Source organism: Georgenia faecalis (genome assembly GCF_003710105.1).
GTDB classification, from domain to species: Bacteria; Actinomycetota; Actinomycetes; order Actinomycetales; family Actinomycetaceae; genus Georgenia_A; species Georgenia_A faecalis.
In genome coordinates this window covers 1,456,357-1,480,062 of the sequence record NZ_CP033325.1, presented here as the reverse complement: position 1 = coordinate 1,480,062, position 23,706 = coordinate 1,456,357, and the positions used below count along the sequence as shown (strand labels likewise).

General features: G+C 68.2%; 15 protein-coding genes, 2 tRNA genes and 3 pseudogenes. 7 read left to right on the top strand and 13 right to left on the bottom strand.

Translation table 11 applies throughout. The features are described 5' to 3' along the window. Positions 1 to 81 precede the first annotated feature (81 nt). A complete protein-coding gene (locus EBO36_RS06325) occupies positions 82 to 489 on the top strand; it encodes a PaaI family thioesterase (protein ID WP_122823861.1) in 408 nt (135 codons plus the stop codon). A gap of 24 nt (positions 490 to 513) precedes the next feature. On the opposite strand, the gene EBO36_RS06320 is transcribed toward EBO36_RS06325, so the two are convergent. Beyond that, positions 514 to 1,191, bottom strand: a complete 678-nt coding sequence (locus EBO36_RS06320) for an ANTAR domain-containing response regulator (protein WP_122823860.1) — start codon at positions 1,189 to 1,191, stop codon at positions 514 to 516. Between the two features lie 40 nt (positions 1,192 to 1,231). Between EBO36_RS06320 and EBO36_RS06315 the strand changes: the two genes are divergently transcribed. Next, positions 1,232 to 1,305: transfer RNA gene (locus tag EBO36_RS06315), tRNA-Leu, on the top strand. Positions 1,306 to 1,670: 365 nt separating this feature from the next. On the opposite strand, the gene EBO36_RS06310 is transcribed toward EBO36_RS06315, so the two are convergent. The 5 genes and pseudogenes from EBO36_RS06310 to EBO36_RS06290 form a co-directional block, all read right to left on the bottom strand. Continuing rightward, positions 1,671 to 1,886: a helix-turn-helix domain-containing protein gene (locus EBO36_RS06310; RefSeq protein ID WP_122823859.1), complete on the bottom strand. Its 216-nt coding sequence runs from the start codon at positions 1,884 to 1,886 to the stop codon at positions 1,671 to 1,673. Between the two features lie 439 nt (positions 1,887 to 2,325). Next, positions 2,326 to 2,880: an HIT family protein gene (locus tag EBO36_RS06305; RefSeq protein WP_244925375.1), complete on the bottom strand. Its 555-nt coding sequence runs from the start codon at positions 2,878 to 2,880 to the stop codon at positions 2,326 to 2,328. A 236-nt stretch (positions 2,881 to 3,116) separates the two neighbouring features. Next, positions 3,117 to 3,950: a restriction endonuclease gene (locus EBO36_RS06300; RefSeq protein ID WP_244925405.1), complete on the bottom strand. Its 834-nt coding sequence runs from the start codon at positions 3,948 to 3,950 to the stop codon at positions 3,117 to 3,119. A 199-nt stretch (positions 3,951 to 4,149) separates the two neighbouring features. Next, a complete protein-coding gene (locus EBO36_RS15975; RefSeq protein ID WP_387967203.1) occupies positions 4,150 to 4,842 on the bottom strand; it encodes a DUF6998 domain-containing protein in 693 nt (230 codons plus the stop codon). A 300-nt stretch (positions 4,843 to 5,142) separates the two neighbouring features. Next, positions 5,143 to 6,063 (bottom strand): annotated as a pseudogene (locus EBO36_RS06290) (IS3 family transposase). A gap of 197 nt (positions 6,064 to 6,260) precedes the next feature. Here EBO36_RS06290 and EBO36_RS06285 point away from each other — a divergent pair. From EBO36_RS06285 to EBO36_RS15290, 3 genes are all read left to right on the top strand, one after another. Next, positions 6,261 to 9,965: an ATP-binding protein gene (locus EBO36_RS06285; RefSeq protein ID WP_164471382.1), complete on the top strand. Its 3,705-nt coding sequence runs from the start codon at positions 6,261 to 6,263 to the stop codon at positions 9,963 to 9,965. Then, positions 9,962 to 11,074: a hypothetical protein gene (locus EBO36_RS06280; protein ID WP_122823856.1), complete on the top strand. Its 1,113-nt coding sequence runs from the start codon at positions 9,962 to 9,964 to the stop codon at positions 11,072 to 11,074. Before EBO36_RS06285 ends, EBO36_RS06280 begins: the two co-directional genes overlap by 4 nt. A 142-nt stretch (positions 11,075 to 11,216) precedes the next feature. Beyond that, the gene (locus EBO36_RS15290) at positions 11,217 to 11,387 is read left to right on the top strand and encodes a hypothetical protein (protein WP_164471381.1); all 171 of its coding nucleotides are present in this window, start codon (positions 11,217 to 11,219) and stop codon (positions 11,385 to 11,387) included. A gap of 269 nt (positions 11,388 to 11,656) precedes the next feature. Here the strand turns inward: EBO36_RS15290 and EBO36_RS06275 are convergent. Continuing rightward, positions 11,657 to 11,726, bottom strand: a tRNA-Phe gene (locus EBO36_RS06275). Positions 11,727 to 12,009: 283 nt separating this feature from the next. Here EBO36_RS06275 and EBO36_RS06270 point away from each other — a divergent pair. Beyond that, complete coding sequence (locus tag EBO36_RS06270; RefSeq protein WP_122823855.1) at positions 12,010 to 12,603, top strand: hypothetical protein; 594 nt, start codon at positions 12,010 to 12,012, stop codon at positions 12,601 to 12,603. A gap of 239 nt (positions 12,604 to 12,842) precedes the next feature. Here the strand turns inward: EBO36_RS06270 and EBO36_RS06265 are convergent, their stop codons facing one another. From EBO36_RS06265 to EBO36_RS15285, 4 genes are all read right to left on the bottom strand, one after another. Then, a complete protein-coding gene (locus EBO36_RS06265; protein ID WP_164471380.1) occupies positions 12,843 to 13,871 on the bottom strand; it encodes a GIY-YIG nuclease family protein in 1,029 nt (342 codons plus the stop codon). A gap of 698 nt (positions 13,872 to 14,569) precedes the next feature. Next, positions 14,570 to 15,802, bottom strand: coding sequence for an IS110 family RNA-guided transposase (locus tag EBO36_RS06260; RefSeq protein ID WP_122825491.1), 1,233 nt, complete (start codon positions 15,800 to 15,802; stop codon positions 14,570 to 14,572). 423 nt (positions 15,803 to 16,225) lie between these two features. After that, complete coding sequence (locus tag EBO36_RS06255) at positions 16,226 to 18,025, bottom strand: zinc-ribbon domain-containing protein (RefSeq protein WP_122823853.1); 1,800 nt, start codon at positions 18,023 to 18,025, stop codon at positions 16,226 to 16,228. A gap of 410 nt (positions 18,026 to 18,435) precedes the next feature. Next, positions 18,436 to 19,362: a hypothetical protein gene (locus tag EBO36_RS15285; RefSeq protein ID WP_164471379.1), complete on the bottom strand. Its 927-nt coding sequence runs from the start codon at positions 19,360 to 19,362 to the stop codon at positions 18,436 to 18,438. A 336-nt stretch (positions 19,363 to 19,698) separates the two neighbouring features. Here EBO36_RS15285 and EBO36_RS06250 point away from each other — a divergent pair. After that, positions 19,699 to 19,935: pseudogene (locus EBO36_RS06250) on the top strand (transposase); the annotation flags it as partial. A gap of 645 nt (positions 19,936 to 20,580) precedes the next feature. On the opposite strand, the gene EBO36_RS16030 reads toward EBO36_RS06250, so the two are convergent. Further along, on the bottom strand, positions 20,581 to 22,110 hold the full coding sequence (locus EBO36_RS16030) for an ATP-dependent DNA helicase (protein WP_122823851.1): 1,530 nt from the start codon (positions 22,108 to 22,110) through the stop codon (positions 20,581 to 20,583). Between the two features lie 515 nt (positions 22,111 to 22,625). Beyond that, positions 22,626 to 23,588, bottom strand: a pseudogene (gene mobF, locus EBO36_RS16025) (MobF family relaxase); the annotation flags it as partial. Positions 23,589 to 23,706 lie beyond the last annotated feature (118 nt).

Here is a 23,706-nt window from a genome sequence, read left to right as displayed (position 1 = left end):
GGCGCCACCACTGACGTCGCCGGGTCCCCGGTGGGTGATCAGCGCCTCCCCCGCCCCGGTGCCCGTGCCAGGCTGGGCGGCATGACCACGACCACTCCCCCGTCGGCCGTCCCGCGCGGCGCCCTCGCCGAGCGCATGGGTATCGAGATCCTCGAGGCCTCCCCGGACCGCGTCGTCGGCCGCATGCCCGTCGAGGGCAACACCCAGCCGTTCGGCCTGCTCCACGGGGGGGCCTCGGTGGTGCTCGCCGAGACGCTCGGCTCCGTCGCCGCCGCCCTCCACGCCGGCGGCGGACAGGCGGCGGTCGGCACCGAGGTGAACGCCACGCACCACCGCAGTGCGCGGTCGGGCTCCGTCACGGGCGTGGCGACGGCGCTGCACCGGGGCAGGCGGACGGCGTCCTACGAGATCGTCATCACCGACGACGACGACCGCCGGGTCTGCACCGCCCGGCTCAGCTGCATGCTGGTCGACGCGCCGCAGGCCTGAGCCGCGCGCGAGCCGCGATGCGGCCTACTTGCCGCCGACCTGGTCGATGACGGCGTCGGCGACCTCACGCATGGTGAGTCGACGGTCCATCGAGGTCTTCTGGATCCAGCGGAACGCCTCGGGCTCGGTGAGGCCCATCTTCGTCATGAGCAGGCCCTTGGCTCGGTCCACGCGCTTGCGGGTCTCGAAGCGGTCGGTGAGGTCGGCGACCTCGGCCTCGAGCGAGGTGATCTCCTGGTAGCGCGAGATGGCGATCTCGACGGCCGGGAGGAGGTCGGCGGGCGTGAACGGCTTGACGACGTAGGCCATCGCGCCGGCGTCGCGCGCCCGCTCGACGAGCTCGGTCTGGGAGAAAGCGGTGAGCATGACGACGGCGGTGGCGCGGGTCGCCATGATGCGCTCGGCGGCCGTGATGCCGTCCATGACGGGCATCTTCACGTCCATGACGACGACGTCGGGCTCGAGCTCGGTGGCCAGGCGCACCGCGGCCTCGCCGTCGGACGCCTCGCCGACGACGTCGAAGCCAGCCTCCTTGAGCGTCTCGACGATGTCGAGCCGGATGAGCGTCTCGTCCTCGGCGACGACGACGCGGCGGCCCTTCGTCGGCGCGTCGACAGCCTCGCTCGAGGTGCGCTCAGGGAAGACGAACCCCTCGGGGTTGTCGTCGGCTGCAGCGTTGCTCGGGACCTCGTTCTCGCTCACGGCGCTAGCCTAGTGCGGCGACGCCGGTGTGGCGCACGCTGCCCCGATAGCCCAACCGGCAGAGGCAATCGGCTCAAACCCGATCCAGTGTGGGTTCGAATCCCACTCGGGGCACCCATCTGACCTGCGAAAACGCCACCTCGTGTCGCACACGTGTCGCAGCGAGCAGTGCACGGCGGTCATCTCGGAGCGCACGGGTACACCACCGCGACGTTCGGAGTGGTGCTCATCACTGCCCAGGACCGAGCGTCCCCTCAGTCTGCGCCTGGAAGCCGCGCCCGGCGGGCAGCACCGACACGATCAACGGGTTCCGGGCGTTGCGGGCCCGCTGAAAAGCGGACGATGAGCTCTCTCCGATGGCATAGCGAAGGCTGTGCCGGTGTGGCGAACGTCTCGGCACGAGCAGGCCGCTCGTGAGCCCGATGCGGAACTGCTCATGCGGAAGTGCTGCGCGCGACGCCCGCGAGCCGACCCTCGCCTCACCGCGCGTGGTTCCCGCGGGGCTCTGTCATAGGGCGAAGTACCGCGTCGAGGTCGGTTCGCCGGATCCGCACGAGCCGGCTACCCACCCTGACGGCGTCGAGGTCGCCCTGGGCAATGAGCTTGCGCACGAAGCGTTCGGTGACGTTCAGCTCGTCAGCGACTTCGCTGACCGAGAGGAAGCGGGGCTGGGACGTTCCGGCGACGGTGCTCATGGTGCTCCTCCTTGTGGTGGCTGTGTCGCAGGGAGTGAGAACCCCGCGCACCTAGAGAGCAGTGTCACGAACCGGGTCGACCCGCGGGAGTGTGACCTCCGCCCGGGTCCCCGCTCGCCGGGCGCACAGGAGCCGGCGATCCACCCACCGTCACGGAGCGGACGCCTGACGCTGCCGACAGCCTGGACCTTGCGACAGCGACAGGCGACGCGGAACCCCGCGCCGTAGCTACATGTCTCGCCAGCTGGGCCTTGCCGGTGAGGTGCACGCGTGTCACCTCAGCGCCTCCTCGCCGTGCCCCACAGAACGACGACCCGCCTCCCGGATTGTTGTGGGCTGAGCCGCAGCCCCCGGCATCCGCATCTGCCGATGACCGAGTACCGCCCCCCCCCCCCCCCCCGCCAACGCCGCTGTGCTGTTCGCCGGCTGCCTCATCCGGTCAAGACATAGGAGCGACATCCCCGTTCGTTGACGCGATGGCGGCTTTGATCGTTTGTGCGTCGCTGTCACGCAGCGACTTCTCACGTTCGTGAGTCTCGACCTCAAAGGGCGCCCCAACGCCGTCTCCTGGGTAGCGCGGGATGACGTGAAGGTGAAAATGGAAGACCGTCTGGAAGGCAGCTTCGCCGTCGCAGACGACCAGGTTAATCCCTCGGCAGCCCAGGCTTGAGCGTCGCAAAGCCCTTGCCATGTCGTGACCGACCGACCACACGTGAGCGCTCGTAGCTTCGTCAAGGTCTTCGAGACCCACGGCATGCCTACGTGGCACCACGAGAAGGTGCCCGTGCGTGACGGGGTTCAAATCCATCCAGACCGCAACAGCCTCGTCCTCGAAGACCAGGCTGGCTTCCGCGCGGCGCGCCACGATGGCGCAGAAGACACACTCCTTGGCCACCACTTCCTGGGTCATGTGCGGTGATGCTTCCAGCACGCCCAGATGGCGTGCAACCGCGTTCCCATCCCGACGCCCAACCATCGCCGGGTGACCGCTCATGCCGCGACGCGGGAGGCCATGCCGTGTCTGGTCTGCTGACGGACAGCGGCGCACCCATGGCGGCGGTCGTGGAGTCTTACGCAAGCAACAGAGGCAGCCATGGCACGGGGGTGGTCTCGTCCATCTATGCGAAGAAGCAGATGAAGTGCGAGCCTGGCCGCTGGCTCGCACGCCGTTCGTGCACTTGGGCGGTTTGAGAGGTCACCACGCTGAGCCACCGATCCCGCACATTGGAATCAGTCGTTGCGGCTCATCAGTGACGTATTTGTTCGCGCGATCGCCTCGAGGTCTACGCTGGTCAGCACTTGAAGATCGGGAAGTTCTGGTTGGTACACGTTAAGCATCCTTAGTAGCGAGCCGCCATCCGCGAGATTCACTTCGAAGCCGTGGCGCCGGTAGGATGCTGCCTCCTGTGCAAGCGGCACACTGAACACCGAATTCGTGACCAGCATCACCCTTCGTGTCTCGAAGTGAATTGAGACGCCTGCAAGTTCACGCAGGGCAGACACGCCTATTGTCCGGCCTTTAGGCGAATGTTTGCACTGAACGAGTATTGGCGCACTATTGAGACTGTCGACCGCGAACACGTCAACGCCACCATCTCGCGAGTGCTGCGTTAAGGCGACTTCGTAACCATGGTCGGCCAGTAGGTCTGCCGTGAACTGCTCGAATCGGCGCGCCGGTAGCGAATCGAGAGCGCGCGGATTCGTTCTTATGTAGCCGGCAAGTTCCGAGCTCGCAACTTCGGAACTGGCATAATCGAAGTGCCGAAGCTCGGCTACGGTGAGCGTCTCTTCCCATGGAGCAAATTTTTCGCAACTCTCGCCGTCAACGTATAAATCCACTTTTGCAAACCAGCCACACAGCGGGCATGCCGCACGCCGCGTGTCGTTGCCGAGGAACTCGAACTCGCGCTCACTAAGCACGGTGACGACAGTCTTTGCTGCGCACCAGGGACAGATGTTGACGATCACATTCGGCAGGCGCTCCGGCGTCTCGTCCTCGTCATGGACAGCGGCGTACAGTTGCGATGTTCGCCACAGGAGAAGCGGTAGAACTCCAGCGTCCATGTTGCTCACGGTGCAGCCCTTCTTAAAGGTGTGCGAGGAGCCTATGTCAAGCGAGTTCCGACCGCCGGACATGCCGCCGATCTAGCGCGGCCGCTCGACGCCGACTCGCGCGGCGCGATCGCGCCACGTGCACGTCTCGCTGGTCAGCCGTCCTGGTGGGCTCGGACGCAGGCGGCGATGCTGCCGTAGTGCTCGCGGATCACCTGAGCTCGGCTCGCCGGTCGTGCGTGACGACGAAATCCCGTCCAGGCTTCGGGACCTGCTCGCACCCGCACAGGCATGCTCCGGCACCCGCAGGAGGTGTTACAGGCGGAGATAACGACACGCTTGGACGGTCTGCGCTGTCGACGGTGTCGAGGGCGGCGCGCAGGAGTGCCGTGACGTCCTTCGCTCCAGGGAGGACAACCAGGTGCTGATTAACCCGCACCCGGGCGCCGTTGGTGTGGCTACTCCAGCCGGCCACCTGTTGCACGCCTGCGGCGGGTACCTCCGCGGCGTGGACGACGTCGTACGTGTGAGAGTCAATCTGGACGAATACGCAGGCGTCGAAGTCCCAACTTCGGAATACCGAGTACACCTGCGAGCCAGAGGTGTGCGGGCCAACCATGCGGCTCTTTACCTGCAGGCGGAGGCCGTCGGACGTGCGCACGTCCCAAGATCTCTCCGACCGGCCGGGCAGCTGGCCGTTGTAGGCGCGGGCCACGAGCGTCTCGGCCAGGTCGCCGACTGGGGCATTGCGTGAGCGGAGGACGCCCCGAGCAATGAGCTCGGTGAGCAGCGATGCGGACAGGCGCAGGATCTGTCGGGTGCTCAGGCGGTAATGTCGATGCCTTGTGCGGTCATGGCGGCCTTTCGTCGCGCTCGATGGGAGCCGGCGGGGTGGGTACCTCATTCTGGCGTGCCGGACGTATACCGGGCGGCGTCCTGGGGACACGGAAAGCGGCGGTCGACCGCAAGGATCGCGGGCGCGGGTTGGATGTCGGCAACTGAAGCTGATGAGTTCCCGCGCGGTCAACCACACTGCTTGGAGTGCGGACGCACGCTCGGCACTGCCGCGCAGCGTTCGGAGTTTGGCGGGGACCCGCTGTGGGGCATCCGCTCATGGCTCCCTTCTGTTTCGCCGGCTGTCAACCGGTGGCGATGGGAACGTGTCGGGTGGTGGGACTGCTGCACGAACAGGTGACAGTGGTTCTCAGGCGGCTAGTGCGGCCTGAGTGGTCATGATGGTCTCGTACTCGATGGGTGTCATGCGTCCGAGTCGGGTTTGGCGTCGGCGTCGGTGGTAGGTCCTCTCGATCCAGGTGATGATCGCCAGGCGGAGCTCGGTGCGGGTGGCCCAGCGGCGCCTGTCGAGGACGTTCTTCTGCAGGAGGGCGAAGAAGCTCTGCATGGCGGCGTTGTCACCGGCTGAGGCGACCTGGCCCATCGATCCGACCAGGTCGTGGCGGCGCAGCTCGGCCAGGAAGCGCCTGGCTCGAAATTGCGAGCCTCGGTCCGAGTGGACGGTGCAGCCGGCTACGTCACCGCCCCGGCGAGCGACCGCCGAGGCCAGCGCGTCGACCGCCAGGCGTGACTTCATGCGGTCGCTGATGGAGTACCCCACGATCCGGCCCGAGTAGACGTCCTTGATCGCGCAGAGGTAGAGCTTGCCCTCGCTCGCGGTGCGCATCGAATAGCGCGTTGGCGAGGTGGCCCTGGCGGAGCTCGAGCGCGGTGACCGGCGCGGTGAGCCAGCGGTAGTAGGGCTGGCGGGCGAGCTTGAGGACCCGGCACGTCACCGCAACGGGGATCCCGTCAGCGGCGAGCTCTTTCACGAGCGGGAACGTCATTTTCCCGGCAGGTTCGCCTGGGCGAAGTAGGCCGCAGCCCGGCGCAAGATCTCGTTCTCCTGCTCCAGCAACCGCACACGCTTCTTCGCCTCGCGCAGCTCGGCCGAGTCAGCCTTCGTCACACCAGGACGCTTACCGTCCTCGACGTCCGCGGCCGCGATCCAGTTCCGCAGGCAGGTCTCACTAATACCGAAGTCCCGGGCGATCTGAGCGATCGGGGCCTCGCCACGGCGGGCCACGGCCACGACGTCGTCGCGGAACTCCTTCGGATGGGGTCTAGGCACGGTCAACATCCTTCCAGCAGCACCCGGGGGCACCACAGATCAGGTGTCACCTGTTCGTGCAGCAGTCCCGGTCGCCCGATATCCGTGCTGCAATCCCCGGCCGTGTCGCGCTGATGCGTGTGCGCCGGCTGTACTTTGGCAGTTATGTCGGCGTCCTCGCGTAGGGTCTTTCGCATGGGTAGCCGAGCACTTGTGCGATGGCCGGGCGGCGAGATTCGGTGATATCGGCGGCGTCGGCCGGCGGCGCCGCGGGGGCCGGTGGCATCGGACTGCAGAACCGCGTCTTCGCATGGGCCGCGGCGGCTTTGGTCGCTGAGCGACCGCTGCTCGCCGGGGACCTTGCGGGAATCGTAGTGCGTGTCGGCGCGCAAACCGGATTCGCGATGGACGACGTGGCGGTGGAGGCCGATACCGGGTGCTTCGCGCTCTTTCAGGTCAAGGCGGGGCTCGGTCTCGGGAAGGCCGCCGACAGCCCGCTCGCGGAGGCGCTAGAGCAGGTGGTAGGTCAGTACGTGAACGGACGGCTGCCGGTCCGCGACGGCTCGGACCGGTCCGTCGACGCGGCGCGAGACGTGCTCGTGCTGTGCACTGACAGCACGGCACCGGCGACGGTGCGGAAGGATCTGCCGACGGCGCTATCGCGTGCGGCTTCGCAGCCGCCGGGTTCGCAGCTCGGGCACGAGCTCACCGTGAAGCAGCGCAAGGCGCTGGACGTGGTCATCTCGCACGTCAAACCGATGTGGGAAGCTGCGACCGGGAACGCCGCCGACAACGAGGACCTTCGTGGGCTGTTCCGAGCACTTCGGGTGATCACCGTCGACGCGAGCGAGGGGGCGCCGCAGCATGCCGCCGCTGTGGCGACGCTCGCCCTGGGGCTGTCGCCCGCGGACGCGGACGCCGCGTGGCCCGTTCTCGTCCAACAGGGGCAGGCGGCGTCGGCGGCTCGCGAGTGGCGCGACCGCGCCTCCATCGGCGTCGCGCTTTCCCGCCGCGGGGTCCACCCTGCGCCGCCGACCAGGTACGCCGGTGACATCGAGACGCTGCGCGAGCTGTCAGCGGCGAATCTCGCGGCGTTCGCGCGCGATGCTGCTCTTCCCGTGCCGGGCGGGCTGCGCATCCCACGCAAGGCGACGACCGTGTTGGCGGCCGACGCTGGCGACGGGAACGTGCTCATCGTGGGTGACGCGGGCGCCGGGAAGTCCTCGGTCACGCAAAGTTTCGCCGCGGCGCGCGCGGCGGACCAGCCAGTAATTGCGCTCCGCGCGAGTGACCTGGCGGGGGCGAACAAGGCGCCTCTGGACGCCCCTCTTGTGGCCGTGCTGCGGGGATGGATGGGCCCCCCCGCCGTGCTGGTGATCGACGGCGTCGACGCGCTGCGCGGCCCTGAGGACCGCCAGTTTCTCAGCGACGTAGTCCACGGCCTGAGCGGTTCGCGGTGGCAGGTCGTCGCGTCCGCGCGGACGTTCGACGCCCTGAACAACCATGCTCTGCGAACCGCGTTCGGAGGCGCGCCCCTGTCGGCCGACGAGTCTGCGCTGGATCCGCGGCTGGCGGGCGTGCGGCACCTGGTCGTCGGGGACTTGACTGACGACGAGATCGACGCGGCCGTCACCGCGCCACTGGCGCTCGCGTCGTTGCTCGAGAAGGCAGGGCCGGAACTGCGTGCCCTGCTACGTAACCCGTTCAACCTCCGGCTTGCCGCGGTGCTCGTCGAGACGTTAACGGCGTCGCAGCAGGACGAGCTGCTCGCGGTCCGGGGGCGCGTCGGTCTGCTCGAGGCGTACTGGGACCAGCGAATCCGCGCCGATGATCAGACCGCGAGGGAGGCGCTGCTCGCGCGGCTGTGCGCGCATATGGCCGCGGAGCGGTCGCTGCGGGCGATCGAAGCCGAGCCGCTCGTAACTGCCGTCGACAGCGCCGCAGTCGGGGCGATGCTCAGCGAGAACGTCCTCGCAATCGAGCCGGGGGCGGTGCCGACCGGTCGGCGCATTCTGGCGTTTTCGCACAACATTCTGTTCGACTACGCCACGACGTTGTATGTGCTGCTCGACCCGGTCGATCCTTCGCGGGCGATCAAGGCGATCGACGCGGACCCGGCACTACCGCTGGTCGCTCGTCCGAGCTTCGATCTGCTCGCCGACGTGTTGTGGGAGCGCCGCGCTGTCGGGGCGTTCTGGCCGCTGTGCCTGGAGGTGTCAGCATCGCACCACGTGCTCGCGTCGCTCGCATTCGCGGCGAGGGTGCTATGTCTTGTCCGCGACCGGAACGACCTGCGCGAGCTCGCGCCCCCTGCCGGCACGGCGGGCACGGCGGGGGGGCTGTCGGCATCGCAGGAGTTTGTCCGCCGGCTTGTCGGTGGCCTGCGCGCCCCGGCAGTTCTCCCCGACGCTGCCGTCGCGGCGGTCGCCCTCGCGGCGCTCGCCCGGCGGTTCGCCGATCACGCGTTGGGGTCGTACGTCGACGGGGCACTGGCCGCCGACATCCTGCTCGGTCTGCAGCTCCGGCTCCCGTTGCAGCCAGACGGTCCTGGCGCCGAAGACCGCTGCCTCTCTCTCGTGGCGCTGCTCGACGCGTGCCGTGAAAACCCGAAGCAGATGGAAAGCCTCGCCGGCGCCGCAGCGCGCCAGCTGCCGAGCGCGGTCAAGATGAGTACGGCGGCGCGGGATGCGGTCCGGCGGATGCTCGATGACGAGCCAGCCATGCGCGAGTGGGGCGGCACCGTGCTGACGTGGCTTGCGGAATCGGTCGAGGGCCTCGCCAGCGTGGACCCTAAGCTCGCGCGCGAGACCGCCCGCGCGGTGCTGACGTTCGAAGAAACACGTGATGAGCAGGTGAGTCTCGGTGGTGGCCCGGTGCTGTCGCTGAACGAGACCCGTCGGCAGCAGGCGGAGCACGGCGCGTATTTGCTCGCGGAGGCGTTCGACGCGATTTGTGCTGCTGACCTGCAGACGGCGACTCAGATTTTCTGCGACCTCGCAGAGCACGAAGCGTATGAGTTCGAGGACGGCGAGTGGCCGATCTTCGCCCATGGGGCGTCCGGGTACCTCCGGTACGGCAGGGACATGTCAATGACGGCTCGGGGGGAGGGAGAGAAGATTGCGACGGGCCTGGGCGCTGCGCTAAGCGCCTCGAATGCGGGCGACGCGGTACCGGCTGTGACTGTCTTAGTCGGCCGGCTGCACAACGCGGCAGCTTGGGCGGCGCTGATGGCCTCGCCCGCCAACTCGGTCGCGCTGGGTCGCGCCCTGCTCGACGCGCTCGACTCCGGGGCGCTGCTTGGCCACCCCGAAACCCATGCCGCTGCGGCGGGTCTGCTCGCAGCGCTCGCGGACGAAGGTGGCGACGACCCGGCCATTGCCTCGCGCCTACAGGCGGCGGTGCTGCGCGCGCACTCGCTGATGGACGCGAACGGCGGGTACCCGCGGCAGAAGGACGCGTTGCTCGGATGCCTTCGTCCCGGCACGATCACCTCGTCGAAGCTGGTGGGTCGGCTCGGCAAGCTCGGCGCTGAAGGCCCGCCGAAGGTCCAACCGCGCCTGCAAGTCGAGGCATCCTTCACGCCCTGGTCGATTGTGGACTCGCTCGCTGCCGAGGGTGTCGCCTTTCCGTCCCCGGTCGCCACCGCGGTGGACCTGTTAAGCGACGAACTACAGGCAACTAGGAACGGCCGCGACGAGCGGCCCGAGCACAAGCGCCGGCTGCTGGAGACCTTCGAAGAAGTCGCGGACATCGTGTTCGCGGAGTGCCCGACGGTGCATCCGAGGTTGGCTCTGTTGCTGGTCGACGCAGCGGCGACTCTAGCTTGCGACCCACGGGTCAGCCCCGGAACGCCGGTAGGCGAGCGCGTAGCAGCCGTGCTCCTGAACGCCGCCAACAGCGACACCGGCGGGCTGCTGCAGTGATCGCGTGGAGCCCCGGAGTCCGTGACGCGGCCATCGGCGGCCTCGTTGCGCTACTCGCCCGGCGAGATTGGCGCTCGGGCGATGACGCCGCCGCGATCACCGGCGCAGTCGCGGCCGGGCTCCACGACGACAGCCCAGGCGTGAGAATGCGGGCGGCCGAGGGCGTGCTAGCGATCTACGCCGACCAGGACGAGGAACAGAGAGCGTCAACAGTCGGCGATCTCGTGCTCGCCGAGCAAGACGAGCGCGTGCGTTCGGTCCTTCTTGGACAGTTGGCGGCCGCGGCCGCGCCGGCGGTCGTGGACGACGTGCTCGCACGGCTCCACAAGGGCGGCGACCCCGGCGATGGCGACTTAGGCGCCGACGTGACGGTCGAACTGCTGACGTATCTCGCCGTTGTGGCGAGGACACCGTTCGCGTCCGCAACCGTCGAGCGATGGTGTGACGAGGCGCCGACTCGACCCATGGCGGTCTCGCGGTTCGCAAAGTCGGCCCGCCGGTATCTCGCTGGGACCGAAGTCGGAATACAAGCGCGGGCGTTCGCGCTATTGTGGTCGGCCGCCGACGCCTCGGCAGCGCGCCTGGGGCGCGATCCAGGGAAGCTCTCGTTGGCGGCGTCGAACCTGACGGAAGCCCAGCTCGCCGAGATTCAGGGCGCCGTGCTGATCTGCCGCGAGGTCGCGCAACAGGTCTACTTTGCGAGTGGCGCGTTCGAAAGTAGGCGCGATCCGAAAGTGGAGCTCGCGGTGCCTGACGCGGGCTTCGCCGACCTCGCGATGCCGGTGCTGAGCAGGTGCGCGTCGACGCACGCGCCGCAGTGCGTGCACCCGGCCGTCAAAGCGATGGTGTTCCTCGCACCTCTGAAGGAGGCAAGCGCCTTGCAGGCAGTCGCCGACGCGGTGCCCCCCGACAGCAGTTACGCAGGTGATCCTCTGGCAGGCGACATCGTCGTCACGTATCTACAACGACTGCTCACCGTGCAGCGTCCACTCGTGCTCTTCGACGCCGTAGGCGCAGACGCCTTCCGGCGGTTGCTCGCGACCTTCGCCGCTGCTGGCAACCAGGAAGCGCTGTCGCTCGCCTACACCTTCGCTGACGTCTTCAGGTAGTCATACGGCACGCGGGAACCGGTATGGAGATCCCGCGCGCACGTACGCGGTCGGTGCTCGATCACGCAGTTCCTTGCCACTGAGCGAAACGAGGTGCCGTTGAGCCTTCGACCACGAAGACTGCGACACCTAGCATGGTCTCGTGACGATGACCTGGGGCGTCCCGCTAGAAGTAGGCAAGGCCCTCACCTGGCCAGTGGATCGCGTCGCGATGCACCTCCTCGCCAACCGCTCGCGAGCGTGTGGCAGCGTCAGCGTCAGCATCAGCATCAGCATCAGCATCAGCATCAACCTTCAACGGCTCGATCAGTGAAGAGGGACAGTCGACGCTGGCGGGGCAAGGGTCTGCAGACCGAGGACGAGCCCGGCAACGCGCCTCCTCCAGATCCTTGGTATACCAGGAGACCCGAGGCCACGAGGCTGGCACTCTGCGAGCATTCGTTCGCTTCGACGGCTAAGGCGAAAGCACGTCCTGCATGTTGATCGGCGAGTGTGCATGCCTCAGCGCAGCTTAACGACGCCCGTCCTGCCGACTCGATGCCCCACACCGGGGCTCCCGGCCGAGGGCCGGGAGCCCCTGTGTGGACCTGACGGGACTTGAACCCGCGTCTCCCAGGTTTCAGCCGGGCACTCTGACCAACTGAGCTACAGGCAGTCGAGAGACTACCGGGCTCTGCCGCTCTCGACTAGCCGTTTCAAGCGATCGACTTGGACGCCATCGTTCAAAGTCAGGCATGCAACTCATCCAGCTGGTCCGCTCTGGTGTGTGACGGTCGAATGCTCCGCGATGTAGACCCCGAGTTGAGGGTTGAGCAGAGGTGCGGCGACGAGGAGGTCCAAGTGCAGGCATGCCGCAGCCAGTGTGGCGGACGCGTCCTGTCTAGCGCGCCGACACGGCCCCCAACCGACGAGCGACGCATCTGTAGGCTCGGTGGGTGAGCACGATCGAACAGCCCGACAGTGATCAGGCGCAGTCCGACCTGCAGACGTTTTGCAGGTTCGTGCGCGCGCGTTCAACTGAGATCCAAAAGGCTATGCCGGCGGTGTCAACGCTCGGGCTCCGATCCGTGGCCATGGGCCTCCTGCGACAAGAGCTTGACTCATTGGTGAGGGTGATCTACCTGCTGCATCGGGATCCGGAGGAGCGCGCCCTCCTCCTCCGATCGTCAGCAACGGGACATCCTTGGACTGCTCGCACGCCAAGAGGAAAGCAGAGGATGGTCAGGGATCGCGACATGGTGGACCTTGCTCAGCACCTTCACGGCTGGACGCAGAACGTATATCGCTTCGGCTGTGCGTTTATCCACCTCTCGTCTATGCATGACTACGGAACAAACGATCCTTTCACAGCACTCCCGCAGAGCGACCGTATCTGGATAATAGAACACTTGCGGAACTACCACGGAGCGTCAATGGAGACGGTCTGGACCTTCGAGCAGGTCTCGAACTACGCCCCGGCGATCCTCGAGAAAATATCCACCAACTTGGAGTTCGAGTTGGCGAGACTGGAAGGCGCAAGCGCAATGTAGCGGCGGTAGAGGCCCGAGCGGTACACCGACACCGGCCACGTCTCCACCTCATGCCGCGTCCGGTGCCCGCTCATGCCGCGGATCGCGCGCGGCGTGGACGTCGCGCTGCTGGCTCGCGGTACTGCCGAGATCGGATGAGAGTCCCGTCGCGCGTTCAGGCACCCGCGCCCCGAGTCTGCCTCCCGCTTCACTCACGCTCACTCCTTGGGCAGCCCTGTCGAGGCATATTGGATCATTACTCAGCGGTCCCGCCGCCCATTGTGGGTGACGTTGTAGCGCGGCTGTTCGGACCTGATGGCATTCACCTCGGCGACTTCCAGCTCCTCGACGGTGTCGAATCGCACCATGCTTATGTTGGCGATCTCGTTCCACCACGCCTTGCCCTTCAGATGCTCATGCTGTCGCTGAAGTGCCGGCCGGACGGTGAGACCGACGTAGAGCAGCTCGCCGCTCGCGTCGAAGTGGCGATATAGCGTCGGGACCGCTTCGGGGATCGCATGGGGCCCCTTCCTGCTTCTGCCAATTCTTAGCAGTTCGTCCCGAGACCAGTCCTCCAGACCGAGGTCGTCAATCTGCGCGTGCCACCGAGACGCAATGACGCGCGCTGCCTCCTTGGCGGCAACCTCAGAACCCTCACTCAGTAGGCGGGCGGCGTAGTAAGCGTCGGCGAACTCTGATCGCAGAAATCTCAGTTGCGCGCCCTCGTGGAACTGCTCAATGGACGCCTCGAACACAGTATTCGCGGTGTTAGAGTCACAAAGCGGGTGACGGAGGATCTCCCTCGCAAGCTCCGGGACGGCAGCGAGGTAGCCGATCACCTCGTGATCCGCCTGAGGATGGCGCAGAATCGTTCGTCCAAACTTCGGGTCGCGGCTCTCGGGGCCACCACGAAAGCCGGTCGCGATCTCGGAGAGCCAGCCGAGCGTGTCAGCGGTCACGGCGGAGTTGGCCGCAAGGGCTATCTGCGTGGCGCCGGCGGAGATGCGGTCGCCGACGAGCTGGTTCGCCAGACCTGGTTCGAGTTGAGGGTTGGACGCAAGGTGCCTCTCTGCAGACTCGGGTCCGCTATTGGCGATGTCGCTCAAAATCTCCGATGACGCCTGTGGGTGCGAGGCCACTGCCTTGATGACCGCCACCTTACGACCCGTGCCTAGCCCCATGCCCTCGTACAGAACGCGCACTGCTGCCGGCGGGAGACGGACATCGGTTAGGAGCCGGCGAGCCTGATCCAGGTCACGGGCGGCTACAGCGCCCTGGGCGGCCTCCACTGCTGGGTCACGGTGGCCGGGCCACGGCCCGACGAGCCGAAACGCCTGATCCCCGCGGCGGGACACAACGCGATAGCGCCGAGCGTCGAAAAGGATGTACCCGCTGAGGTCGGATCCGTCGCGTCGGGATGGCGCTGTTGAACGGCTGTGACAGTGCGCGACTCGGTGCCCATGGCATCGGCCGTCTTCCAATGATCCGCCGTGGTGGTGCTGCTCGTGGCAAAGCGGGCAGTCGATGGCGACCTGAACGGTCGAGCCGTCCCACTGGCCGTGGAGTACATCGCCGCACCACCGGGCCCTACCTAAGAGCGGCCAAGTTTCGCGCACGTAGGCAACCGCGGCCCACGACTCCGTGTCGCGACTGACAGCGCGACCGTCGACAATATCCCAAATCTCCCCCGACATCTCGAACGATGTCTCCTCGGCTCCCTCCACGCGGACGAGCGTACTTCCGCGTGCGCCGTGGATCACCCCTGCGCTCGCAGCGCGACGAGTCCATGTTGCGGAGCCGGGAGACGCGTCCGCGGGCCACCCATGGAGACAAAACCTCGAGATGACCGCTTCTGTCTCTGGATCGCGCGCCGCATGCGGGACGTCGCGCCGGACGTCCAGCAAGGGGGCGGCACGCAGACCGTTACGGCGGTTGTCGCGCGTCGCGTCCGGTGCGCGCTCATGGCTCCCTTCTGTTGCGCCGGTTGTCAACCGGTGGGGATGGGGACCTGTCGGGTGGTCGGCGTGGGGTCTAGCGTGGTGGTCGCGGGTCCGGGAAGTGGCTGATCCGAAGTGCCGGTGTGCGGGGGCAGGCCGGCCGCGCTGGATTGAAGAGTCGCCCCGCTGTGCCCTCCCGGGCCCGCCTTCATCGTCGCTGTCTGGGCCTCGAGGGCGTCCTTGACCAGCTGCCTGTACACGACGTCGGACAACCGCCGCTTCAGGCACCGCATCGCCTCGAGCGGTCGCTTGCCGGCCGCTCGTTTGCGGTCGTAGTAGGCCTTGCCGAGGGTGCCGTCGTGGCGTATCTGGACGGTCGCGGCAATGTGGAGCACGTGGTTCAGCCGCCGGTTCCCGGCCCGGGACAGCCGGTGGCGCTGGTGGGCGCCGGAGGACGCATCGATCGGTGCGGTCCCGGTCCAGGACGCGAAGTGGTGCCGGGAGGGGAAGCGGGTCACATCGCCCACGTCGGCCAGGATCCGCCCGGCACCCGCAGGGCCGATCCCGGGCAGGTCCATCAGGTACGACCCGCGGGCCAGGACGGCGGCCTTGATCTCAGCGGTCAGCTCCTTGACCCGCACGTCCAGGCGGCGGGCCTCGGTGAGCTCCTCGGCAAGCATCCGCCGGCGAACCCGGCCAGCCGCGTCCCTCGGATGCACTCCGGCCAGGAGTGCCTGGTACTTGGCGATGGACTTCTTCGTCGGTGCCCCACCCGGTGTGACCTCGGCGAAGAGCCGGTGCGCCCGGTTCAGTGCCTGGGTGCGCGCGGCGGCCAGCTCGTCGCGGCGATCGACCAGCAGCCGCAGCACCTCCAGGTCCTCGTCGATCACGACCTCACGCAGCCGCTTGTCGCGCAGCGCCACCATCACGATCGCGTGGGCGTCGTGGGAGTCGGTCTTGCGGCCCTGCCCGGTGTCGAAGACCCGGGAACGAGCCGAGAGCTTTGCCGGCACGTCGACGACGCGCTCCCCGCTCGCGACGAGCCGCGCGACCAGCGCACGCCCCACACCGCGGGCACCCTCGACCGCCCACACCCGCCGCGGCCACTGCCGGGCGACCTTGACCATCGCGGCGTGCCCGGCTCTCGTGGTCGGGAACTCGCCGGTGGCCCGCAGGACCTCCCTGGCATCGCGGGCCTCGATCGTCACCGACGCCTTGTGCGGATCGACCCCGATGATGACCACGTCACCGGCGACCAGCGCCTCGTTCTGTGTTTTCTGCATGGCGTCCTCCACCTCGAGAATCCAGCGCCGGCCAGGGCTGACCGACGCCACGGGCGAGGACGGGCAACGCTGTTTCGAGCAGAGCAGACCCTTCGTGAGCCACACCCTCGCTGCGGTGCCCGGCCCGGACGCACTCCATGAAAGAGCCACACCGAACCCTCCGGTGGGCAGCCGCAATCAGAGCGACCCGGCCCGAGCACCTACCCGAGCCTGACCGGCCAGCCAGCCCCGAGCAACAAACAGCCGCCGTCCGGGCGCGACACCGGCGTCCGGCCATGCCGCTAACACGCCCTACGCCAGAGCGGTGCGCCCACTGTTGGGCGCTCCACTGCGCGTGCGACATCCCGCGGACATCGGGTGCTGGACGACGTGTGCTTGACCGAGCTCCCTGGTGCGTCTGTACGCGGACCCTCGGAAGTCCTGTCAGCGTTTCCGCGTCGCTTCACGCACCCACCGCGCCACATCTTCGACCGCCCCTCGAGGGTCCGGGGCATTCGCGTACACGACGGCCTCGCCGTACCGCTCGGAGCTGATGGTTAGAGGCGGGAGCGGGTGCTCGCGAAGGCGCATCACGAGGTACCCAGCGGCCAGCAGGTCGCGCGACTTGGCCGTGTCGACCTCGGCCTTGTCCGAGTGCCAGTAGGCGCCGTCGTACTCGATCACCAGCGTCTGCCCCGACGCCAGCTCGACGGTGATGTCGGGGTGCCAGACCGAGCGCGCCGTGAAGGCCTGGTCCCGCAGCGGGCGTCCCGACGTGGCGTTGCCGAAGTGGGAGCGTGCGGCCTCCAGCATCTCAAGCTCGATGGCGGACTTGCCGGCCTCCTTGCACATGGGACAGCCGGAGCCGACAGTCCTCGAGCCCACGGGCGACTGCCAGGTATGCGACGAGTCCTGCGGGCACTGCCACCGCGGCAGGAACGCCAGGACCGCGGTCGGGCGCACATGCCACGCCGACACAGGGTTCTCCGGCGCCCACTGGGTCGCCAGGAGCGGGAAGTGGTACGCGAGGGAGTCCAGGATCGTGCGGCAATGCGGGCACCGCAGCCGCTGCCCCTTCTCCCGGTCGGCGGGTGTCGCCTGCCACTCGTGCCCGCAGCTCTCCTCCCGCCACCACACCGTCCTGCGTGAGGTCGGCGAGGTGCGCTCCACGCTCAGCTTCCCGTTCTTCGTCGGGTGCCACTGGGCAGCGATCTCGGGGTTCATGCCGAAGGCGCCGGGGTCGACCTCGAGGGCGGCGAGCTTCTCCTCGGCGGTTCGTCGGGCGCGGCAGTGCGGGCACCCGGACTCGAGGTAGGTCAGCGGGGAGATCCTGGGGTGGTGCCCCTGGGGGCAGCGGAACCGCCGCAGCTTCCACTCCCCGGCCACCGGCACCGTCGCGGGGTCAGCGTCGTCCGCCCACGCCGCGGCGAGCTCGGGAACGGCGGCCACCGGGGTGCGCTTGTACCGCTCGTACTGCGCTTGGTACGCGGCACGGCGCTTCGGCTCGCAGACGGGGCACTGCGCGGAGTTCGCCATGTCCAGCACTCGCGCCTGGAACGGGTCGAGGCATTCGGGGCACCTCCACCACACCTCTCGACGTGCCCTGGGCCGGGTGGTGGCCCACTCCTCCGCCGTGTTGCGCTCGTGGTCCCACCACTGGACCGCAGGCACGCCGGAGTCCTTGAACAGGGCGGGCGGCTTGGGCGTCTCGCTCTCCCGCCGGGCGGCGGAGCTCCTCTTGGCGTTCACCTGGCACGAGCATCCAAAGCCGATGTCACCCAGGCGCTGCGCGCTGAGGTGCCCGCAGTGCTTGCACCGGACGTGGTGGGGGTCGTCCTGCAGTGACGGTTCGGTGAGCGGGCGGAGGTAGTCGAACCCATGCAGCTCAGCGTGCGCGGCCGCCTCTTCGCGCGGGACCGGGCTCAGGTCGGCGTAGCCAGCCTGCCTCACTCGCAGATTGCCCGCCCAGTCGCGCCAGTAGCACGCACGGCACGTCGGCTCGCCGATGCTGTTCCGGTCGAGGACGTACTCGAGCCGGTAGTGGGCCTCGCACCCGCACGTCAGGCAGCGCGTCAGCCGGTACAGCGCGGGCTTGCCGGGGAACGGCTCGAGTGGCTCAAGCCCGGCGCGGTGAAGCAGTGCGGTGATGTGCTCATCGCACCATGTGGGCCTGCTCCTGGTGCGGAACGCACCCGGACGGTCACACTCGGGCTCCACACAATCCTTCACGGGCTGCGCACTCATCGCCACATCCTCCTCCCCGCCGACCGCACCTTGCCGGCCCTCGATCGCGCTCCGTCCTTCCTAGCAGACGGCCACGAGGGGCCGGCGCGCGGTCCCGCGCGAGAGGGCTACCTCCCCAGGCTCCTCGTCAGCCTCAGCCTGGCGCCTGTGACGTGCTTGAGGAGCGGGACGCGCTCGCTGGCTACCTGTCGCCGAGCGTGACAGTGGCGAGGGCTGCGGCGCCCAGAATCAAGGCGAACAGGCCTCGGCCGTCCAGCGCCCGATGGTGCTGGCCCGGCGAGCACCCACGCGGCCAGGACGACGGCGAGCGTGATGAGGCCAGCGAGGACGTGGGGCGACCTTCTGGTGGCCGGTCGGACGCGACGAAGCAAGCGACACGTCCCCGTGGCGGGGCTTCGTCGCGTCCTGAACTACGCGTTCGGCATATTGGTTTGCGCCGTACCCCGTCCCTCCGCTTTGTCCTTCGGTCCACGGAGTGTCGCGCTGACGCGCATGTCGCTGCCACTCTCGTTGAAGTACTCGACGGAGGGCTCAGACCATGCGTTTTCGCCACATACGAGGTGCGGACCGAAGGCCGTGACGGAATCCGGATCGGGGCCCCTGTAAAAGAAGGAGGGGTGGTGCAGCGTAGGCCGTCCCCGCCGCTCAGTGAGAAGAACTGCCTCCACCGGCTCTATTTCGGGAGGAGGAAGGCACGAGACCATCGCTGTTGTGCCGACCCTGCCCGCTGCGCGCGACGACACGAGGGCTAGCACGGCCATCAACAGGTCCGCCACACGGTCGGGGCCAGCCCCTTGAGCGTCCAGTCGCCGGAGACCACCCTTGACGGCTCGGAGCTCACTAGGCAGCAAAGGCTCGCCGACCTGCGACATAAACCACTGTCCAGGTGGTGGGAACACCACTCGCCGCGAGAATTCTTCGGTACTAGTTGCCCGAATTTCGCCCCGTTCTCCGTGGAAGTTGGAGACAAGCCCTGCGAAAGGCCGCACAGTGGCGTCGGGCTGCGGAGCCCACCCCACCAGGGAGAAGGCTTGTGGTCGCCAAGGACCAGGCATTGCGTTCACCCACGTCGGCGCCTCCTGCTCGAGCGCCTGCATGACCTCGCGAATGTTCTTGCGGCGGAACAGCGTCTCGACAATCCACTCATCCACCTGGTCCTGGGGGCTCCGCTGACGCCGATCCACGAAGGCGAACCCGGTGTAGCCCACCAGCGCATGAGCGCACCAAACCACGGCCTTGTTGTACTCGTCTGGCAGGGGCGAGCCTCCGCGAGATAGGCGACGATCAGAGACCTGCAATGCGAACCGATCGCAGATGTAACTCATCACCAGCGTCACAGCCGCGATCGTACGGGCCGGCCTCAACGGGGTCCAGGAGCGGTGACACCGGAGACGCCGGTAATGAGGGTGAGCGAGACCGACGTCACCGCCGCGTCGAGCTCGGTCGGCATGGCACTGTCGTCACTCACGGCGATACCCGGCACGAGCCCGCGGGCCCGCGGCGGTGAGCCGGCCACCGCGTCGACGAGGCTGGAGACGGCCTTGCCTGCGCGGCGAACTGGCCGCCTGCTAGCCGGGCGGCGGGGCTGGCGTGCCATGTCGAGAGCGCTCATGGCCGTCCGGTGCGCGGGCCGCAGTCGCTCACGCGGCGGCTCGCCCATGCCGGCGGGGTGGAACCCTGCCGAACGCCCCAGCCGTGAGATTCGGCGCCGCACTGACGCAGTCGGGATCTTCCCCAACCGCGACGCCATCGTCCGTCTCGTCGGCGCGGTCTTGGCCGAGCAGACCGACGAGTGGGCGGAAGGCCGCCGCTACCTCGGCCTCGAGGTCGTCGCCCGCTGCCGCATGAACCTCATACTCAGCACCGAACCCGAGATCGGAGCCGACCACCTACCCGCACTCACCGCCTGAACTATCCAGAAGGACAACGGAGCGCTAAACCACTACCTGGGACTTGCCCGCCGTTGCCTCATCGATGATCGTCGGCGACATCGTCGCGGCGGCTCGTGACGTTGCGTCATGATCTGCGGCTGCCAGCGCCCTGTGCTCTACCGCCCGATCGAGCCCGCATCTGGTTGGGTCGACATGGCCGCGACGCCCGACTGCGTAATCCGCCCCGCATCCGACGGAAGCGGCTCGCTGAGCCGCGCTAAGGCGAAGCCGACCATCCTGCTTTCGCGCCGTTGCTGGGTGGCCGCCGAGTCGATCTGGCCTAGGGACCGGTCGGGGTCGCTGACCTGATGGCGCTCCCTGTAAGCGGCGACCATTCGGGCAGCTGAAGACCACGGGACCGTATCCGTCGCGGTGCCGAGGTCTTCCTCGAGGTGCCTAAGCCATGGCGAGCCTGCAGCCCGAGCGCGCTCAACAAGGAGCTCCGCGCGCAGTTCCATAAGGCGCGCACGTTCAGTCAGCGCTGCCGCCATGGCGGCGTCATCGGTAGTGGCAACCGGGAGGAAGCCGAGGATCAGGCGATCTGCCGCGGCGGCCGCGGTGGTCGCAGGGGGCGACGCTTCTGTCCAGCGGTCGACACGCTCGTGGAGTACGGCGGCGAGGTCCTCAGCGCCGGTGTCCGCCCGCTTGATAATGAACGGGAGGTCGTCTTCGAGTGCGATGCCTCGTGCTTCGGCGCGGCGCAGCGCCGCTCCGAGGGCACCGAGGGCGCCCGATGCCGTGACAGCGTCGACTTGGTCGGGGGCGAGGCCCGCGCGGGTGAGGAGTGCAGTCCAGCGCTCTGCTTGAGCGAGTTGGGCGATGGTGTCGTACTCGGCGGCGAGGGTGCGGATGGAGCTTGCCTCGTCGAGTTCCCGCTCGTTCGTCTCGTGTGCGGAGAGAGCGGCTCCGACGTTCCATGACGCTCGTCAAGACACCCCTACCTGTGGTGGGTGCCTCAGAGAACCCATGGAGGGGCTCGACGGGTCGGTCGGTGCAGACGTAGGCCGTGTTCGCCTCACGGGCGCGGGTGAGCATCACGTAGAGCACTTCGCGTGTCAGGCCGGGGCCGGTGACGATCGCGTGCGCTGTGTCGACGGTTGCGCCTTGGGCGCGGAACGCCGTGGTGGCGTACCCCAGCTCGACGTGCCCACGGACGTACGTTGCGGGCAGGGTGACGCTCGGCCCACCGCGGGGCCGCTTGACGGTCAAGGCACCGTCGTTGTGGCGGGCGGTGACGATCCACGTGTCGCCGTTCTTCACCCACCTTGGCCCGACTGTGAGGCGGCGGTCGTTGCGGCGTGTGACGACGCGATCACCGACGCCTGCGAAGAGCCCATCGCGCAAGCGACTGCCGTCGGGGACGACGCGGCCAGCGACGACGAGCTCGGCGCGCGCGCGTTCGTTGAGCGCGCGAACGGTGTCGCCGTCGCCGGCGATGAGCAGGGATCGCTTCCCGGCGAGCTCGTCCACGCGCCAGGTCGCGTAGGCGCCGTCGACCATGTCGTCGTGGTCCCCCTCGCGGACCCGGCCGTGGTGCTCGTAGAAGCGGAGACAGTCCGGGTCGCCCACCCGCAGCAGCGCCGCTGCCTCTCTCTCCCAGGCGTGGCTGAAGCGGCGGGCGGTGCCGAGCTCGGGTGCTCCCGTGCCGCGGTCACGGACCAGGAGGCCGAAGGCGCCGCCCGCGTCGATGGCGGACAGCTGGGCCCAGTCCCCCACGAGGAGCACCTTCGCCCCGGCCTCTCCCGCGCAGGCAACGATCCGGTCGAGACTTGCGGTTCCGGCCAGGGAGGCCTCGTCGATGATCACCAGCTGCCCCGCACGGAAGCGCCACCGCTCGACCTCTTGGGTGAGCCGCTGGATGTGGGCGGCAACCTCACGCACACTCCCCCGAGTCACCGTGCCCGGGAGGATGCTGCGCGCGCGGGCAAGGCGACGCCGCCGCTCGGCTTCGGCGTCATGCTCAACGAGCCACTTGGCCGTGTTCTCGGTCTCCACGCCGAGACTGGCTCCGAGAACCTCGGCCGCCGCGGCCAACGGCGCCAGGCCGACAACGGATCCCCACCCGTGAGTGCCTTCCCAGGAGGCTCGCAGCGCGGGAGCGTGTGGGTCTTGCCCGAGCCGGCCGGACCGACCAGCACGTCCAGCACCCGGCACGAGAAGCCGATGGACCGGACCGCGGAGGCTTGGTCACCGAACAGCCCGCCCTGGTCGAGATGGTCGACGTCGAGCACCGGTCCGTTCCGATCACGTCCAGCGGTGAGGAGTCGCGCCTCGGCGTCGAGCGTGGTGTGGGCGGTGTAGACCTCGCCGCGGAAAGCACGGAAGGCACTGGTGCCGTCCCTTCGCTGCAGCTCCGCGGGCGTCGGCGCGGCTTCCGGCGGAGTGAGGCGGACCGAGCGTCGTTCCACCTCGGCGACGACGGTTGCGACGGCCTGGTCGCGCTCGTCCGCGGTGTCGAACCGGTGTGGCTTGCGCGCGCGGGCGGCCGCCGCCTCGATGTTCCACGCCGTCCACGTCGAACGCTTCCGAGCGAGGACAGCCAGCACGGCGGTGGCGGCCTCATTTGCCCACGCCGAAGGATGGGGCGGGTCCGGAAGGCGGGTACGAGGGTCGGCGAGAACGCGCCCGGTCCACGCGAGCGACTCCGCACCCAGAACGGTGTCGGCGCGCTCTCTCCACTCGGCGGTGAGCTCCTCGAGGCTGCGGACCTCCTTCGCGCCGCGGGTGGCGAGGGTGGCCTGCTGGCGCAGACGGAGGACGGTCGGTGCATCGGGCCGGCGGCCGTGGTCGCTCTGGTACCGCTCGATGAGGCGGTCTGCTTCGGCATCGATGGACACCGATCGCTGCGAGAAGCAGTCGAGGAGTGGTTGCGGGATGGCGCTCAGCTCGAAGGCGGGATTGCGCCGCGGTCCACGCTCCCGGTACTCCCAAGCAAGCCCGAGCCGGCGGGTGAGGTGATCGGCCAGGAGGGTGTCGTAGCGCTCGGACATGGCCACGGCCGCGCGATGAATCGCGCGAGAATCGAGAGTTCGCCACCGGCCGTCGGCGGCCTGGACCCGGTTGGCGATCACCACGTGCGTGTGGAGGTTGGGGTCGTTCTCGCGCGAGTCCCAGTGGTCGAACGCCGCCGCGATCACCCCGTTGACCTCGACCTGCGCGACGCCGTTCGTACCGATCCGAGTGCGGGCAACGTCACGCTCGATCAGAGCCACGACGTCGGTGATCGCCTGCCGGTGGCACTCATAGATCACATCCCGCGTACCGGCATCAGCCAGCGCCCAAAGCACGCTGACCGACTTCGGGACCGTGAACGTGGAGTCAAAGCCTGCGACGGGACGGCGCCGTTCGGCGTCGGCGGCGTAGACGTGCGGGGACCTGCCAAGCGCTTCGCCAGTCACAGGATCGGCACCGTTGGCGAAGAGCCGTTCCATCTGGACGGGCGTCACGAAACTGCGCGGTGCGAGCCCCTGCCCTTTGTCCAGTCCCGCGAGCCCGCTGGCCAGCCAGGTCCCCGGCGGTGTGCCATGCGTCGCGTAATAGCGCGTCATCGGGTTGACACCCGAGCGGCCGTGGTCGGTGGTGACCGAGTCCAGCAAGTAGGTGTAGGACTCCCCCGCGTAACGCACGCACATGCTCATCATTGCGAGCCACCCGAGATCTTGGCCCGGGCGCGGTGTGCCTTCTGCCTGCAGCGGCCGGAGCAGTACAGGGCGTTGGAGCGCATGGACGACGGCAGCGGCTTCCGGCAAT